Below are 16,065 nucleotides of genomic sequence, written 5' to 3' on the forward strand. Positions count from 1 at the left end.
ACTTCCCCAAAGTTATTTGGTCAGGATGACTGCTTTTGCTCATCGGAATGCCGCATACGGCGTTTGACTCGCTTGATAAAACGGGCGACCCGCCATGCTCGTTTCAGGCAGTAGCCATACAGTAAAAAAACAAGCAAGAATAATGCCAACATGACCCACTCAGGTACGAAAAAGAAATATTCTCCCAACACGCCGACTACCGCCAACAAGGCGGCAGCAAGCGTAATCAGCACAAACGCCTGACGGGAAGAAAAACCGGCTCGCATCATTAAATGATGAATATGCTGTCGGTCAGGCGAGAACGGGCTCATCCCCTTACGCAAACGTCGATACATAATGGCGATCATATCGATCAGCGGGATAGCGATAATCCACAGCGCGGTAACGGGATTAATCGGATGCTGCGGGCCTTGCGTTGTCTGAATCAGGAGCCAGATGGCCGTAAAGCCAATCATCGTGCTACCCGCATCACCCATGAAGACCTTATAACGTCGCCCAAACATGCCAAGGTTAAGCAGAATATAAGGCAACGTCGCCGCGATCATGGCGAAACACCACAATGCCAGATTCGTATGGCCGCTCAGATACAGCAAAATACCCATCGCCCCGAAGGAAACACTGGATAATCCACCGAGCAGCCCATCGATCCCATCGACCATGTTGAACGCATTGATCGCAGCCCAAACGGCAAACAGCGTAACCAAATAGCCAAACGGCCCCAGTCCCATCTGCCATGGGCCGAAAATGTGCCCTAGATTGTGTATCGTCAAGCCAGCAAAGGCCATCATCACTACCGCGACAAACGCCTGCACAACGGCACGAATTTTCACGCTGATATCAAAACGATCGTCCAGCATGCCGACAAACACCAGCACACCTGCACATAGCAGATACAGACGGAAGTTGAGGATGTATTGATCGGTAATAAAGTAGGTAAAGCAGATACCCGCATACACGGAAATGCCGCCGACCAGAGGCACAAGACCCCGATGACGTTTACGGTAATTGGGACGATCGACAAGTCCTATTTTACCCGCGATGCTGCGAGCAAAAAAAAGAAAGCCCAGAGAAAACAAGAAAATAAATAGTAATTCGGTACTCATAGTGAGCAAGTTCACCGTTAACAGCTGCGCTGTAGCTGTTCAGTATAGACTCGGTTTACGCCTTATATCCCATCGCCCATGTTGATCGCCAGTACAAATTGAAGTGGTAACCGCACCTTTCTCGCAGACAACACATTCACAGCCGATTAATTGAGGGATAAAAAAACGCCACGACCCAGCGTGGCGTTCCCCGAGTTATCCGTAATGTACCCGTCATACTTCAAGCCGCATGTGCGTTGGCTTCCCTTACTCACCCCAGTCACTTACTGATGTAAGCTCCTGGGGATTAATGAGTCTCATAAATGAGACTCACCCTTCGGGCCAGCGTTCACGCTGTTCAAATCGGTCTGCCACCGATTTGTCGTGCGCTTGCCGCGTTACGCTGCTCATCACTGAGCATCGCCCTAAAGGGCCAACGCTTCACGTTGTTCAAAACGTTAACGTTTTGTCCTGCAACTCGAATTATTTAGGGTATATATAGATGAACGCCCGGATTTATGAACGTTTCATCATATCGAAGAATTCATCGTTGGTTTTCGTCATCGCCAACTTATTGATGAGGAATTCCATCGCATCGATCTCACCCATTGGGTGGATGATTTTGCGTAGAATCCACATCTTCTGCAATTCTTCAGAGGTAGTAAGCAACTCTTCTTTACGCGTACCGGAACGGTTGTAATCAATCGCCGGGAACACGCGTTTTTCTGCGATTTTACGCGCCAGGTGCAGTTCCATATTACCTGTACCTTTAAACTCTTCGTAAATCACTTCGTCCATCTTAGAACCGGTATCAACCAGTGCGGTGGCGATGATGGTCAGGCTACCGCCTTCCTCAACGTTACGAGCAGCACCGAAGAAACGCTTCGGACGATGCAGGGCGTTGGCATCCACACCACCAGTCAACACTTTACCCGACGCTGGAACAACGGTGTTATAAGCACGCGCCAGACGGGTAATGGAGTCCAGCAGAATGATAACGTCTTTCTTATGCTCAACCAGACGCTTCGCTTTTTCGATTACCATTTCAGCAACCTGAACGTGACGGGAAGCAGGTTCGTCAAACGTTGACGCAACCACTTCACCTTTCACCAGACGCTGCATCTCGGTCACTTCTTCTGGACGTTCGTCAATCAGCAACACCATCAGCACACAGTCAGGATGGTTGTAAGCAATACTCTGCGCAATATTCTGCAGCAGCATGGTTTTACCTGCTTTCGGCGGTGCAACGATCAGACCACGTTGCCCACGACCAATTGGCGAAGCCAGATCTAATACACGCGCCGTCAGATCTTCTGTCGAACCGTTACCGCGCTCCATACGCAAACGAGAGTTTGCATGCAGTGGCGTTAAGTTTTCGAACAGGATTTTGTTGCGGGCGTTTTCAGGTCTGTCGTAGTTAACTTCGTTAACTTTCAGCAGTGCAAAATAGCGCTCACCTTCTTTCGGCGGGCGAATCTTGCCAGAAATGGTGTCACCAGTGCGGAGGTTGAAACGGCGGATTTGGCTGGGAGAAACGTAGATATCATCGGGGCCTGCGAGGTAGGAGCTGTCTGCGGAGCGGAGAAAGCCGAAGCCATCCTGCAATATCTCCAGCACACCATCGCCGAAAATATCCTCGCCGCTTTTGGCATGCTGCTTCAGAATCGCGAAGATAATATCCTGTTTACGCATGCGGGCCTGGTTTTCCAGTCCCATATTTTCGCCAAGAGTAATTAACTCAGAAACTGGCGTATTCTTTAATTCGGTAAGATTCATAGTGGTGGGTTCTTTAACTCGGGGTAAATCTCGAACTATTAACGTGAATGGTATGGCAGGATCATCCGTGCCTCTATAACAGCCTTCAACCACCGGATTCCTGTCTGGTTTCACACCTGAAGCGCATTACATCCGCGCAAAACGACATCCGCATAAACGATATCCGCATAAATCAACGGCAGGAGATCGAAGACACATAAAACCAATTATTGTAAAACTCGTAGACTGCCCAAATCGGATCACAAACGTGTTGTAAAACAATTGCTTTTCAAAAAAGACTTTGTAAAACAATGTTCTTTCGATTTCGACACAGAATAATGCTTTAGACTCTAACTTTTAGGCTTAAGCCTAAGGGCTTAAACATAGGCAAGTACGATATGCAGTGATGAAGAATCTAACACGCTTCCCGACGAGCAGCAAGCAGTCAATATGAGAATTGCATATTGACCGATCGCGCCCGTCGGCCCCCCCTTTCCAGGGGCAAGCTAATTACAGATTTGCCGTCAGGAACTCTTTCAGTTGCCCTTTGGACAGTGCGCCGACTTTTGTCGCCGCGACTTCGCCGTTTTTAAACAACAGCAGCGTAGGAATACCACGGATACCATATTTCGGTGCAGTTGCAGGATTTTCATCAATGTTCAGCTTGGTCACCGTCAGTTTACCTTCAAACTCTTCGGCAATTTCATCCAGAATAGGAGCGATCATTTTACAAGGACCACACCACTCAGCCCAGAAATCAACCAAGATAGCGCCATCAGCCTGCAATACTTTCGTACCAAAGCTGTCATCAGTCAGGTGAATTATTTTATCGCTCATATTTTACTCCACAGGATTATTTCTAGCTCGTTGGTGTAGCATTAACCAACAATGGCTTGACTTTATTTCACCGGATACGCTTTCGTAAAGCAATAGTTAGCTGATATTCTACCACACTATGAGCAAAACACACTTAACTGAACAGAAGTTTTCCGACTTCGCCCTGCACCCGCAGGTTATCGAAGCCCTTGAAAGTAAAGGGTTTCATAACTGTACGCCTATTCAGGCGTTAGCTCTGCCATTAGCTTTGTCAGGGCGTGATGTTGCGGGTCAGGCGCAAACCGGTACCGGCAAGACGCTGGCTTTTCTTGCGTCTACTTTCCATTATTTGCTTTCACATCCTGCAAACGCAGAGCGTCAAACCAATCAACCACGTGCCTTAATTATGGCACCTACTCGTGAACTGGCTGTCCAGATTCACTCTGACGCAGAAGCGCTATCTCACCTGACTGGGCTAAAACTGGGTTTAGCCTACGGTGGCGACGGCTACGACAAACAGCTTAAAGTGCTGGAAAGCGGCGTTGATATCTTGATCGGCACCACGGGTCGCCTGATCGACTATGCCAAACAAAACCATATTAATCTGGGCGCGATTCAGGTCGTCGTGCTTGACGAAGCGGATCGCATGTACGATCTCGGTTTCATCAAAGATATCCGCTGGTTGTTCCGTCGTATGCCAGCCACGTCACAGCGCCTGAACATGCTCTTTTCCGCTACGCTCTCCTACCGAGTGCGTGAACTCGCGTTTGAACAGATGAATAACGCAGAGTACGTGGAAGTTGAACCGGAACAGAAAACCGGTCACCGCATTAAAGAAGAGTTATTTTATCCGTCCAACGAAGAGAAAATGCGCCTGCTCCAGACGCTGTTGGAAGAAGAATGGCCGGATCGCTGCATTATTTTCGCGAATACCAAGCATCGCTGTGAAGACATCTGGGGTCACCTGGCTGCCGACGGCCATCGTGTTGGGCTGCTGACGGGCGACGTCGCACAGAAAAAACGTCTGCGTATTCTGGAAGAATTTACTCAAGGTAATCTGGATATTCTGGTAGCAACGGACGTTGCAGCGCGTGGTTTACACATTCCTTCTGTGACCCACGTTTTCAACTACGACCTGCCGGATGACTGCGAAGACTACGTTCACCGCATTGGCCGTACTGGTCGTGCAGGGCAAAGCGGATTTTCTATCAGCCTGGCCTGCGAAGAGTATGCATTGAATCTCCCGGCTATCGAAACCTACATCGGCCACGGTATCCCGGTCAGTAAATACAACAGTGACGCGCTAATGAGCGATTTACCTGCGCCGAAGCGTTTAACACGCCCACCGCGTTCTAATAATGGCCCGCGCCGACATAGTAATGCGCCACGCCGCAGCGGAGCGCCCCGTAATAACCGTAAACGAGCGGACTAACCGTTGATGCAGAGCTCTTCTTCACTTTACGCTGCCATCGATCTCGGATCGAACAGCTTCCATATGCTGGTCACACGGGAAACCGCAGGCAGCATTCAGACGCTGGCGAAAATAAAGCGTAAGGTCCGCCTTGCAGCAGGGCTGGATAAGCAGAATCGGCTCTCACAGGAAGCCATGCAGCGTGGCTGGCAGTGTCTACAACTGTTCTCCGAACGGTTGCAGGACATTCCGCAGGATCAGGTGCGTGTCGTCGCGACCGCAACTCTGCGACTGGCAACGAACGCTGACGGCTTTCTGCAACGTGCTCAGGAAATTCTGGGCTTGCCGATTCAGGTTATCAGCGGTGAAGAAGAAGCGCGCTTGATTTATCAAGGTGTAGCACATACCACGGGCGGCCCGGATGCGCGTCTGGTTGTGGATATTGGCGGTGGCAGTACCGAACTGGCAACAGGCGTCGGTGCAAAAACGACCCAGTTGATCAGCCTCCCAATGGGATGCGTAACGTGGCTGGATCGCTATTTCAGCGACCGCAACCTCGAAGCTGGTAACTTTGAACGCGCTGAACACGCGGCGCGTGAGATGTTGCGCCCTGTCGCAGCTTCCTTGCGCGAGCAAGGGTGGCAAATCTGCGTCGGCGCTTCCGGTACAGTGCAAGCACTACAGGAAATTATGGTCGCGCAGGGAATGGATGAATACATTACTCTGCCGAAGCTCAGACAGCTTAAAGAGCATGCGATTCAGTGCGATAAGCTGGAAGAGTTAGAAATTGAAGGCCTGACGCTAGAACGTGCGCTGGTTTTCCCCAGCGGGCTCGCAATTCTATTGGCGATCTTCCAAGAGCTCGACATCAAAACCATGACGCTGGCTGGAGGCGCGCTGCGTGAAGGGCTGGTCTATGGCATGTTGAATTTGCCCGTCGATCAGGATATCCGCCACCGCACACTAGAGACGCTACAACGCCGTTATCTGCTGGATACCGAGCAGGCTAAACGCGTCAGTACGCTGGCAGACAACTTTTTGCAACAAGTTGCCCGTGACTGGCAGTTAGATAGTCGATGTCGCGAGTTGCTGCGCAGCGCCTGTCTGGTGCACGAAATCGGTTTGAGCATTGATTTTCGGCAGTCTCCCCAGCATGCAGCCTATTTGATTCGCCATAGCGATCTCCCCGGCTTTACGCCAGCCCAGAAGAAGCTGTTAGCCACACTTCTGCAAAACCAAATTAACCCCGTCGATTTGATGCCGCTCAGTCAGCAGAATGCGCTACCGGTCAATCAGGCACAGCGCCTGTGCCGCCTGTTGCGTCTGGCAATTATTTTTGCCAGCCGCCGTCGCGATGACACATTGCCGGCAGTGCGGTTACGCGTAGAAGGTGAAGCATTGCGTTTGATTCTGCCTGCTGGCTGGCTGGCTCAGCACCCGCTACGAGCAGAAATGCTGGAACAGGAAAGCCGCTGGCAGAGCTATGTACACTGGCCGCTGATGCTGGAAGAAACCCCGGCTTAACGGATATATATTATCCCCTAAATAATTCGAGTTGCAGGACAAAACGTTAACGTTTTGAACAACGTGAAGCGTTGGCTCTTTAGGGCGATGCTCAGTGATGAGCATCGTAACGCGGCAAGCGCACGACAAATCGGTGCCAGACCGATTTGAACAGCGTGAACGCTGGCCCGAAGGGTGAGTCTCATTTATGAGGCTCATTAATCCCCAGGCGCTTACATAAGTAAGTGACTGGGGTGAGTAAGAGAAGCCAACGCACATGCAGCTTGAAGTATGACGGGGATGGTTATTCCCCTTTTGCTTTCGCCAGCATCGCCCGAATATTGGCAACGTTCGTCTGGCCTTTCTGCATACGCTCTTGTGCGCTCACCACTTTTCTTTCCGTTTCCCACACTACATCATCTTGTGGCAGTTCAAGCAGGAAGCGACTCGGTTCTGGGCGCATTAGCTCGCCATACTGGCGGCGTTCTTTACACAGCGTGAAGAACAGCTCGCGCTGGGCACGTGTAATTCCCACGTATGCCAGACGGCGCTCTTCGTCGACGTTGTCTTCATCAATGCTGCTCTGGTGCGGCAACAAACCTTCTTCCATCCCGACCAAAAAGACGTACGGAAACTCTAGTCCTTTGGATGCATGCAGCGTCATCAGTTGTACCTGATCCAGTTCCTCTTCACTCTCTCCGCGCTCCATCATGTCCCGCAGTGTGAAGCGCGTCACTACTTGCGTCAGCGTCATGGGTTCATCCAGTTCGGAGCCTTCCAGCATTTCCGTCATCCAACTGAATAACTGATTGACGTTCTTCATCCGCATCTCTGCGGCTTTTGGGCTGGGTGAGGTTTCGTAGAGCCAGCTTTCGTAGTCCAACCCATGAATCAGGTCGCGCACGGCTGCCACAGGTTCACGCTCCGCCAGACGGGCAATCTCCGCCAGCCACTGCGTAAACCGTTGCAGAGATTCCAGCCCACGCCCAGTCAGAGATTGGCTCAACCCAAGATCAAAACTTGCGCTGAACAGGCCTTTATTACGTTGTCCTGCCCACTCGCCCAGCTTCTTCATCGTCGCTGGGCCAATCTCACGTTTGGGCGTGTTCACAATACGTAAAAACGCACTGTCATCGTCCGGGTTAGTCAATACACGCAGGTAAGCCAGTAAATCTTTGATTTCAGGTCGAGAGAAAAAAGACGTGCCACCGGAGATGCGATAAGGAATACGGTTCTGCATCAGCATCTTTTCAAACAGACGCGACTGGTGGTTACCACGATACAAAATGGCATAGTCGCCGTACTGGGTCTTTTTAATAAAGTGATGGGCAATCAGTTCGCCAACAACACGCTCGGCCTCGTGATCTTCGTTGTTGGCGGTAATCACTTTGAGCTCATCACCATAACCCAGCTCTGAGAACAACCGCTTTTCAAAAACGTGCGGGTTATTAGCGATGAGAATATTGGCAGCTTTCAGAATACGCCCGGATGAACGGTAGTTTTGTTCCAGTTTGATTACGTCAAGCGCGGGGAAATCCTGCTGTAATAACACCAGATTCTGCGGTCGCGCACCACGCCAGGAGTAAATTGACTGATCGTCATCGCCTACGACGGTGAAACGCGCACGAGTGCCAACCAGCAGTTTCACCAGCTCGTACTGGCTGGTGTTGGTGTCCTGATATTCATCAACCAGCAGGTAGCGTAAGCGGTTCTGCCAACGTTCACGCACCTCAGCATTCTGCTTCAGCAGCAGCGTGGGCAGCAAAATCAGATCGTCGAAGTCCAGCACGTTACAGGCACGCAGGTGTTCATGGTAAAGCGAGTAGCAATGCACAAACAGCTTGTCGCGTTCGGATCGTGCGGTCGCCGCCGCACCAGCAGGATCGATCAGATCGTTTTTCCAGTTTGAGATCGTTGAGATCAGCTGTTGCAGCAGCACCTTATCGTTTTCCAGCCACTGCTCCGTAAGCTCCTTCAGCAGCGCCATCTGATCCTGATCGTCAAACAGGGAGAAATTGGCTTTCATACCCAGCGCGGCATATTCACGCTTGATGATCTCTAACCCCAGCGTATGAAACGTCGCAATCATTAGCCCGCGTGTTTCTTTACGCCCCAGCGTTTGTGCCACGCGTTCCTTCATTTCACGCGCCGCTTTGTTGGTAAACGTCACAGCAGCAATGTGCCGGGCCTGATAACCACACTGGCGAATCAGGTGCGCAATTTTGTTGGTGATCACGCGGGTCTTGCCTGAGCCAGCGCCCGCCAGAACCAGACAAGGTCCGGTGACGAATTCGACGGCATGTTGTTGGCTGGGGTTTAAGCGCATAACGATCTTGCTCACTGATAAAACGGAAGGCGATTGTAGCAGAAAGCCGTATCGATCTTGACCGGGGATTTGTTATTAAGGAAAGCACGTCGCAGTCCACATCTTGCGTTGCAAATGTTACATTGCGCGCCGGAATCTCTTTTGCAAAAAAGGTAATAACATGGCAAATACCGCAGCAGCCCTACATATCCTAGTCGATACCGAGCAACTGGCTAACGACATTCTGGCTCAATTAGAAAAAGGTGCCGATTTCCAGAAACTGGCGCAAAAACACTCAACCTGCCCATCAAAACGTAACGGCGGCGATTTGGGTGAGTTTCGTAAAGGCGACATGGTGCCAGCTTTCGATAAGGCGGTGTTTTCCTGCGAATTGCTGAAACCGTTTGGGCCGGTGAAAACCCAGTTTGGTTACCATGTGATCAAAGTGCTGTACCGCAACTAAGCCGTTATACCAACGCTTCTGAACATAAAAGCGCGCCTACCTGACGGTTTGGCGCGCTTTTTCTATTGAATGCCTTATTAACCTATCGCCATCAGGCTGGCGTTACCGCCTGCGGCGGCGGTATTGATACTCAGGGAACGTTCGGTCAGCAATCGCTCCAGTTGAACGTGGGTATCACCCTGCGTATAGCCTAACAGCAGGACAATCGGGCCATCACGTTCCGCAAGCGCTTCGCTGACCTGCCGTAACCGATCGGCATCGCCATGATAAATGACGCCGTGAAAAGGCACCTCATCATGGCGTTGCCAGTCATGTACAAGCTGAATACACGACTGCACCTTCTGCGGTAAACGTTCGTAGAGCGTTTTCTCCTGTTCACCTTCAGGCCACAGGAGTTTTCCGCCCGTTGCCAGCACCGCTGCCGCCTGAATCAAACGGTCGTCCTCATTATCTGCCAGACATAGAATCCGCTCACGTGGCGACAACGTATACGTATTACTTTCCCCTGTCGGGCCAGACAGCAGTCGCGTTGTCCCGCTGATGCTATATTCTCTATAGCGCTGGCATAACGTCGCTAGCCCGTGACGCTCCTCAGCAATCGCCCAGTCTTCCAGCGCCTGTAGCCCCGCCAGCAGCGCCTGATCACGGTTCTGCTGTGCAAATTCTGCCGCAAGCGCGCCGTCCGGTCGATGTGCCAGTAAGCGGTATAGATAAAGCGGTCCGCCTGCCTTTGGTCCGGTTCCCGATAGGCCTTCTCCGCCAAACGGTTGAACACCGACAACGGCTCCCACCATATTGCGGTTCACGTACTGGTTACCCACCTTTGCCCTGTTCATTACACGCTGGATAGTTTCATCAATACGGGTATGTACGCCCAGCGTCAGGCCATAACCCGCCGCGTTGATCTGCTCAATTACGGTATCCAACTGCTGGCTTTGATAGCGAATGACGTGTAGAACTGGACCAAAAACCTCTTTTTTCAGCTCGTCTATCTTGCTCAATTCGATTAGGGTCGGCTTTACAAACGTTCCGTGCCGCCATGTCTCCTCGTCCTGCGGACGCGCTGCCTGAAATACGGTATGACCTTTCGCCCGCATCGTCTGGATATGCAGTTCCACGTTCTCTTTCGCTTCCGCGTCAATCAGCGGGCCGATGTCGGTCGATAACCGCTCAGGATTCCCCATTCGACACTCCGCCATCGCGCCGCGCAGCATAGCCAGCGTGCGATCCGCGATATCTTCTTGTAGGCACAGCAGACGCAGCGCAGAACAACGCTGTCCGGCACTGTCGAACGCAGAGGCAATAACGTCATTCACCACCTGTTCCGTTAGTGCAGAGGAGTCGACAATCATGGCATTCAGGCCGCCCGTTTCGGCAATCAGCGGCGTCAAACGCCCCTGTGGATCGAGTCTGCCAGCGATGCTACGTTGCAGGGTTTTGGCTACGGCCGTCGAACCAGTGAACACCACGCCACGTACTCGCTCGTCGTTCACCAATGCACTACCGATGGTTTCCCCCTGCCCCGGCAGTAGTTGCAATACGCCCAAGGGGATTCCCGCTTCATGCAGAATACGTACCGCCTGCGCCGCAATCAGCGGCGTTTGTTCAGCCGGTTTCGCCAATACGCTGTTTCCTGCCGCCAGTGCAGCAGAAATTTGTCCGGTAAAGATTGCCAGCGGGAAATTCCACGGACTAATGCAAACGATGGGACCCAGAGGACGATGGGTATCATTGGTGAAGGTGTCTCGCACCTGACTCGCGTAATAGCGCAAGAAGTCCACCGCTTCGCGCACTTCTGCAATCGCGTTACTGAAGGATTTCCCCGCCTCCCGAACCAACAGCCCCAGCAGGCTTTGCAACTGCTCTTCCATCAGCGAAGCGGCCTGATTTAATATCGCGGCTCGCTCAGCGGGCGGCGTCGCAAACCAGATGGCGTTGGCATGCACTGCGGCATCTATTGCCCGTTCAACATCTGCCACGGAGGCATCACGGACATAGCCCACCACATCGTGCACATCGGCGGGATTCACCACGGGCTTTTCTTCGCTTGCCTCGCTTTCCCCCTCAATCATTGGCGCGGCGTACCACGGTTGTGTCGCGTGACTCAGCAACGCACTGGAGAGCGAGGCCAGCCGATGCTCATTCGAGAGATCCAGCCCGCTCGAATTTTGCCGCTCCCGACCATATAGCTGACGCGGCAGAGGAATGCGCGGATGCGGTGCGCCCATACTCCATTCTACTTTTGCCAGTGCCTCTACGCCGCTAACCGGATCGGCAATCAGCGTTTCCAGCGCCATTGAGGTATCCGCAATGCGGTTAACAAACGAGGTATTCGCGCCGTTTTCCAGCAGACGCCGTACCAGATAAGCCAGCAGCGTTTCATGGGTTCCGACCGGGGCATAAATGCGGCACGGTCGGTTCAATTTACCGTCTGCAACCGCGCCAACCACCTGATCATAGAGCGGTTCCCCCATGCCATGCAGGCACTGGAATTCATATTGACCGGGATAATAATTGTTGCCCGCCATGTGGTAGATCGCGCTTAGCGTCTGCGCATTGTGCGTGGCGAACTGCGGATAAATCAGATTCGGTACGGCCAACAGCTTGCGGGCGCACGCCAGATAAGACACATCGGTATAGACCTTACGCGTGTAGACCGGATAGCCTTCCAGCCCGTCAACCTGCGCCCGTTTGATTTCACTGTCCCAATATGCCCCTTTCACCAGGCGAATCATCAACCGCCGATGGCTGCGCTGTGCCAGCTCAATCAACACATCTACCACATACGAGCAGCGCTTCTGGTAAGCCTGAATGACAAACCCGATACCGTTCCACCCCGCCAGTTGCGGTTCCATACAGAGTTTTTCCAGTAGATCGAGCGAGATCTCCAGTCGATCGGCTTCCTCAGCGTCAATATTGATCCCGATATCATACTGGCGCGCCAGCAGCGTCAGCGATAACAACCTCGGATACAACTCATCAAGCACGCGATCATACTGCGAACGGCTATAGCGCGGATGCAGTGCCGATAGCTTGATGGAGATACCCGGCCCTTCGTAAATCCCCCGCCCGTTCGAGGCTTTGCCGATAGCATGAATTGCCTGCTGATAGGCCGACAAATACGCGGCAGCATCAGGCTCCGTCAGCGCCGCTTCACCTAACATATCGTAAGAGTAACGGAAGCCTTTGTTCTCTCGCTCACGGGCATTCGCCAGCGCTTCACCGATGGTTTCCCCCGTGACGAACTGCTCTCCCATCAGCCGCATAGCCATATCGACGCCTTTACGAACGAGCGGTTCACCGCGTTTACCGATGATGCGATTCAGCGAATTCGACAGGTGAGCTTCATTGTGTGTCACCACCAGCTTGCCGGTAAACAGCAGTCCCCAGGTTGCGGCATTCACGAAAAGAGACGGGCTATGGCCGAGGTGCGCCTGCCAATTTCCCCGGCTGATCTTGTCGCGAATCAGCGCATCGCGTGTAGATTTATCGGGAATACGCAGCAGCGCTTCGGCTAAACACATTAGCGCCACACCTTCCTGAGAAGACAGTGAGAATTCCTGTAACAGCCCTTGCACGATACCCGCACGCCCGTTGCCGGCTTTCTGACTGCGTAATTTCTCTGCCAGTCGATAAGCCAGTTTCTGCGTTAATTGCGATAATTCATCGGTAAGTCTTGCTTGTTCCAGCAAGATGGGTACCAGTTCATTTTCGGGGCGACGATAAGCGGAAGTCATGGCCGCTCGGATAACGGACTGGGGAAGAACCTGCTCGGCGAAATCAAGAAAGGGTTGGTAGGTTTCTTCTTCTCGAGATTGCGGCATAATCTCTTCTGCTTCAATGTGGCTCACGTTCGCCCATTGCGGTGTTTCAGGAGTGTCGAGGCCACTTTCGAGGCGTTCGAGGTAATGGAAAATAGCCTGTTTGATCAGCCAGTGCGGTGTACGATCAATACGCTGTGCTGCCGCCTTGATGCGCTCACGTGTTTCCTCATCGAGTTTTACACCCATCGTGGTAAAGCCCATAGCGTCCACTCCTGTGATTAGAAGATGCACATCGGGATAACGTCAATATCAACCATGTTGCAACTTTGTGCAACCTTGTTAACAAATGGAACGGTTGCTACCCATCATCACCTTCAGGCCTCGTTCCGGCCTGAGTGATTACTATAAAACACAGCGTCGCCGCGACAGCGGCACGAAAAAAATGTGGAGAGTTGAATGACAATAAGCACACCCATGCTGGTGACGTTTCTGGTGTATATTTTCGGGATGGTCCTCATCGGCCTGTTTGCCTACCGCGCCACCAATAACTTTGGCGATTACATCCTGGGTGGACGTCGGATGGGAAGCGTCGTCACTGCCCTGTCGGCTGGCGCTTCCGATATGAGCGGTTGGCTGCTGATGGGATTGCCGGGCGCCATCTTCATTTCCGGCATTTCTGAAAGCTGGATCGCGATCGGCCTGACGTTAGGTGCCTACCTGAACTGGAAGTGGGTCGCCGGACGCCTGCGCGTACATACCGAGGTCAACCACAACGCGCTCACGCTGCCAGACTATTTCACCCATCGTTTTGAAGATAACAGTAAATTACTGCGTGTGATTTCTGCATTAGTGATCCTGATTTTCTTCACTATTTATTGTGCATCCGGCATCGTCGCAGGGGCTAGACTGTTTGAAAGCACCTTCGGTATGAGCTACGACACGGCGTTATGGGCAGGGGCAGCGGCCACCATCGCCTATACCTTCATCGGTGGTTTTCTGGCCGTGAGCTGGACGGACACCGTTCAGGCCAGCCTGATGATTTTCGCCCTGATCCTGACGCCGGTGATGGTCATTTTATCGCTGGGAGGAATAGATACTTCACTCATGGTGATTGAAGCGAAAAATCCGGCCAATCTGGATATGTTCAAAGGGCTCAACTTTGTCGCTATCCTCTCGCTGATGGGCTGGGGTCTGGGCTATTTCGGCCAGCCGCACATTCTGGCGCGCTTTATGGCCGCTGACTCACACCACACCATTCATAACGCGCGGCGCATCAGTATGACCTGGATGATTCTGTGTCTGACCGGTGCTGTGGCGGTAGGTTTCTTCGGCATCGCCTACTTCAACAATAACCCGGATCAGGCGGGCAACGTGACGCAAAACAGCGAGCGTGTCTTTATCGAGCTATCCATGCTGCTGTTCAATCCGTGGATTGCTGGCGTGCTGCTGTCTGCGATTTTGGCTGCCGTGATGAGTACGCTGAGCTGCCAGTTGCTGGTATGTTCCAGTGCCATCACCGAAGATTTGTACAAGCCCTTCCTGCGCAAGAATGCCAGCCAGAAAGAGCTGGTGTGGGTAGGGCGTGCGATGGTGCTATTCGTCGCTATCATTGCTATCGCGCTGTCGCTCAACCCTGAAAACCGTGTACTCGGTCTGGTGAGCTATGCCTGGGCAGGGTTCGGCGCCGCCTTCGGACCGGTAATTTTGATTTCTCTGCTGTGGCCGCGTATGACGCGCAACGGCGCACTGCTCGGCATGATCGTGGGTGCGGCAACCGTGCTAATCTGGAAACAGTATGCCTGGCTGGGTCTGTATGAAATCATCCCCGGATTTATCTTCAACAGCCTGACCATTTTCATCGTCAGCCTGCTGGGTAAAGCGCCGTCAAAAGCGATTACCGACCGCTTCAAGCAGGCAGAAGCGGAATACCAGTCCGTTTAGTCATAATGCCCGTGGCATCGTTCGCCATGCCACGGGCTTATCTTGACCCGAAATGGGCTCTGACTGCATCGACAAAGGTTTTCACTTTAATCGCTGCCCGCCGTCCCACCGGCACCATGACGTGAACCGGGCGAGCAGGCCCATGATAGTCAGACAGCACCTGTACCAGACGCCCACGGTCAATTTCCTTACGTAACACGGCCTCCGGCCCAAGCGTGATACCATATCCCTCTATCGCAGCATGCAGCAGCGCATTCCAGTCATTAGCAAAAAGCCGACCTTCCGGCCTGATTTCTTCCGTCTGGCCGTCCTTCTGAAATACCCACCGACAAGACGTCGCGGCGGTGCGCACGCCATAAATAAGGCACGCGTGGCGTGCAAGACTCGATGGCGAATCTGGCATGCCTTCACGCGCCAGATAGTCAGGCGATGCGCAAGCGATCAATGAGTAAGGCTGAAGTGGCCAAGCCACCATTGAACTATCTGCCAATTCACCGATGCGAATGATAACTTCAAACCCCTCTTCTATCGGGTCAACCAGACGATCGTTCAGCGTCAGCGCAATTTGCGTGTCAGGATAGCGAGCAAGATAGTGTGTGATAAACGGCGCGAGCAGATGCGATCCCCAGGTAACGGGCGCGTTAACCTGAATCATTCCCGAAGGTGTCACCTGCATTTCACGGGCAACGGCATCAGCATCTTCCGCTTCGGCAAGCACAACCTTACAACGCTCATAATAGCGCAGACCAATATCCGTCAGGCTTTGCCTCCGCGTCGTACGGTTCAGCAACCGAACGCCAAGCCTCGCTTCGAGCCACGCCACCTGCTTCGCCACCATCTGAGGTGAGGTGCCCAGCACCTCTGCCGCGGCGGCAAAAGACCCCAACTCCGATGCTTTAACAAAGATGTTCATGCTGGTCAGCCGATCCATGATTCACTCATATTTGTTGTTTGTTTTCGCTTAAAAGCACAATTTATCCTCAAATTGTAGGCAATTAAGATTCTCTTCTCAAAAGCATTAAGGA

The 16,065-nt window shown here is 52.5% G+C and carries 10 protein-coding genes; 4 read left to right on the plus strand and 6 right to left on the minus strand.

Annotated elements, in window-relative coordinates; all coding sequences use genetic code 11:
- Nucleotides 1-20: 20 nt before the first annotated feature.
- The 3 genes from wecA to trxA all read right to left on the minus strand — a co-directional run bounded on the left by wecA (nucleotide 21) and on the right by trxA (nucleotide 3,674).
- Nucleotides 21-1,118: a UDP-N-acetylglucosamine--undecaprenyl-phosphate N-acetylglucosaminephosphotransferase gene (wecA, locus tag E2566_RS20230; RefSeq protein WP_107168972.1), complete on the minus strand. Its 1,098-nt coding sequence runs from the start codon at nucleotides 1,116-1,118 to the stop codon at nucleotides 21-23.
- A 480-nt stretch (nucleotides 1,119-1,598) separates the two neighbouring features.
- Nucleotides 1,599-2,858 carry a transcription termination factor Rho gene (gene rho / locus E2566_RS20235; RefSeq protein WP_025919665.1) on the minus strand — a complete coding sequence of 420 codons (1,260 nt, stop codon included), beginning with the start codon at nucleotides 2,856-2,858 and terminating at the stop codon, nucleotides 1,599-1,601.
- Between the two features lie 489 nt (nucleotides 2,859-3,347).
- Nucleotides 3,348-3,674, minus strand: a complete 327-nt coding sequence (gene trxA / locus E2566_RS20240; RefSeq protein ID WP_107168973.1) for a thioredoxin TrxA — start codon at nucleotides 3,672-3,674, stop codon at nucleotides 3,348-3,350.
- A gap of 118 nt (nucleotides 3,675-3,792) precedes the next feature.
- On the opposite strand from trxA, the gene rhlB reads away from it, so the two are divergent.
- Complete coding sequence (gene rhlB / locus E2566_RS20245) at nucleotides 3,793-5,085, plus strand: ATP-dependent RNA helicase RhlB (RefSeq protein ID WP_107168974.1); 1,293 nt, start codon at nucleotides 3,793-3,795, stop codon at nucleotides 5,083-5,085.
- Nucleotides 5,086-5,091: 6 nt separating this feature from the next.
- Nucleotides 5,092-6,588, plus strand: a complete 1,497-nt coding sequence (gene ppx / locus E2566_RS20250; protein WP_107168975.1) for an exopolyphosphatase — start codon at nucleotides 5,092-5,094, stop codon at nucleotides 6,586-6,588.
- Between the two features lie 283 nt (nucleotides 6,589-6,871).
- On the opposite strand, the gene rep is transcribed toward ppx, so the two are convergent.
- The gene (gene rep, locus E2566_RS20255) at nucleotides 6,872-8,893 is read right to left on the minus strand and encodes a DNA helicase Rep (protein ID WP_107168976.1); all 2,022 of its coding nucleotides are present in this window, start codon (nucleotides 8,891-8,893) and stop codon (nucleotides 6,872-6,874) included.
- A 160-nt stretch (nucleotides 8,894-9,053) separates the two neighbouring features.
- On the opposite strand from rep, the gene ppiC reads away from it, so the two are divergent.
- Complete coding sequence (ppiC, locus tag E2566_RS20260; protein ID WP_011095687.1) at nucleotides 9,054-9,335, plus strand: peptidylprolyl isomerase PpiC; 282 nt, start codon at nucleotides 9,054-9,056, stop codon at nucleotides 9,333-9,335.
- A gap of 77 nt (nucleotides 9,336-9,412) precedes the next feature.
- Here the strand turns inward: ppiC and putA are convergent, their stop codons facing one another.
- Complete coding sequence (putA, locus tag E2566_RS20265) at nucleotides 9,413-13,360, minus strand: trifunctional transcriptional regulator/proline dehydrogenase/L-glutamate gamma-semialdehyde dehydrogenase (RefSeq protein ID WP_107168977.1); 3,948 nt, start codon at nucleotides 13,358-13,360, stop codon at nucleotides 9,413-9,415.
- 195 nt (nucleotides 13,361-13,555) lie between these two features.
- Between putA and putP the strand changes: the two genes are divergently transcribed.
- Complete coding sequence (putP, locus tag E2566_RS20270; protein WP_107168978.1) at nucleotides 13,556-15,040, plus strand: sodium/proline symporter PutP; 1,485 nt, start codon at nucleotides 13,556-13,558, stop codon at nucleotides 15,038-15,040.
- Between the two features lie 37 nt (nucleotides 15,041-15,077).
- Here the strand turns inward: putP and E2566_RS20275 are convergent, their stop codons facing one another.
- Complete coding sequence (locus E2566_RS20275) at nucleotides 15,078-15,971, minus strand: LysR family transcriptional regulator (protein ID WP_107168979.1); 894 nt, start codon at nucleotides 15,969-15,971, stop codon at nucleotides 15,078-15,080.
- Nucleotides 15,972-16,065: the final 94 nt, after the last annotated feature.

Origin of the sequence: Pectobacterium punjabense, from assembly GCF_012427845.1 — a bacterium.
GTDB classification, from domain to species: Bacteria; Pseudomonadota; Gammaproteobacteria; order Enterobacterales; family Enterobacteriaceae; genus Pectobacterium; species Pectobacterium punjabense.

Coding starts and splice junctions, on each gene's coding strand:
- rhlB (WP_107168974.1), top strand. CDS start 3,793: ATGAGCAAAACACACTTAACTGAACAGAAGTTTTCCGACTTCGCCCTG.
- trxA (WP_107168973.1), bottom strand. CDS start 3,674: ATGAGCGATAAAATAATTCACCTGACTGATGACAGCTTTGGTACGAAA.
- putP (WP_107168978.1), top strand. CDS start 13,556: ATGACAATAAGCACACCCATGCTGGTGACGTTTCTGGTGTATATTTTC.
- putA (WP_107168977.1), bottom strand. CDS start 13,360: ATGGGCTTTACCACGATGGGTGTAAAACTCGATGAGGAAACACGTGAG.
- ppiC (WP_011095687.1), top strand. CDS start 9,054: ATGGCAAATACCGCAGCAGCCCTACATATCCTAGTCGATACCGAGCAA.
- ppx (WP_107168975.1), top strand. CDS start 5,092: ATGCAGAGCTCTTCTTCACTTTACGCTGCCATCGATCTCGGATCGAAC.
- E2566_RS20275 (WP_107168979.1), bottom strand. CDS start 15,971: ATGGATCGGCTGACCAGCATGAACATCTTTGTTAAAGCATCGGAGTTG.
- rep (WP_107168976.1), bottom strand. CDS start 8,893: ATGCGCTTAAACCCCAGCCAACAACATGCCGTCGAATTCGTCACCGGA.
- rho (WP_025919665.1), bottom strand. CDS start 2,858: ATGAATCTTACCGAATTAAAGAATACGCCAGTTTCTGAGTTAATTACT.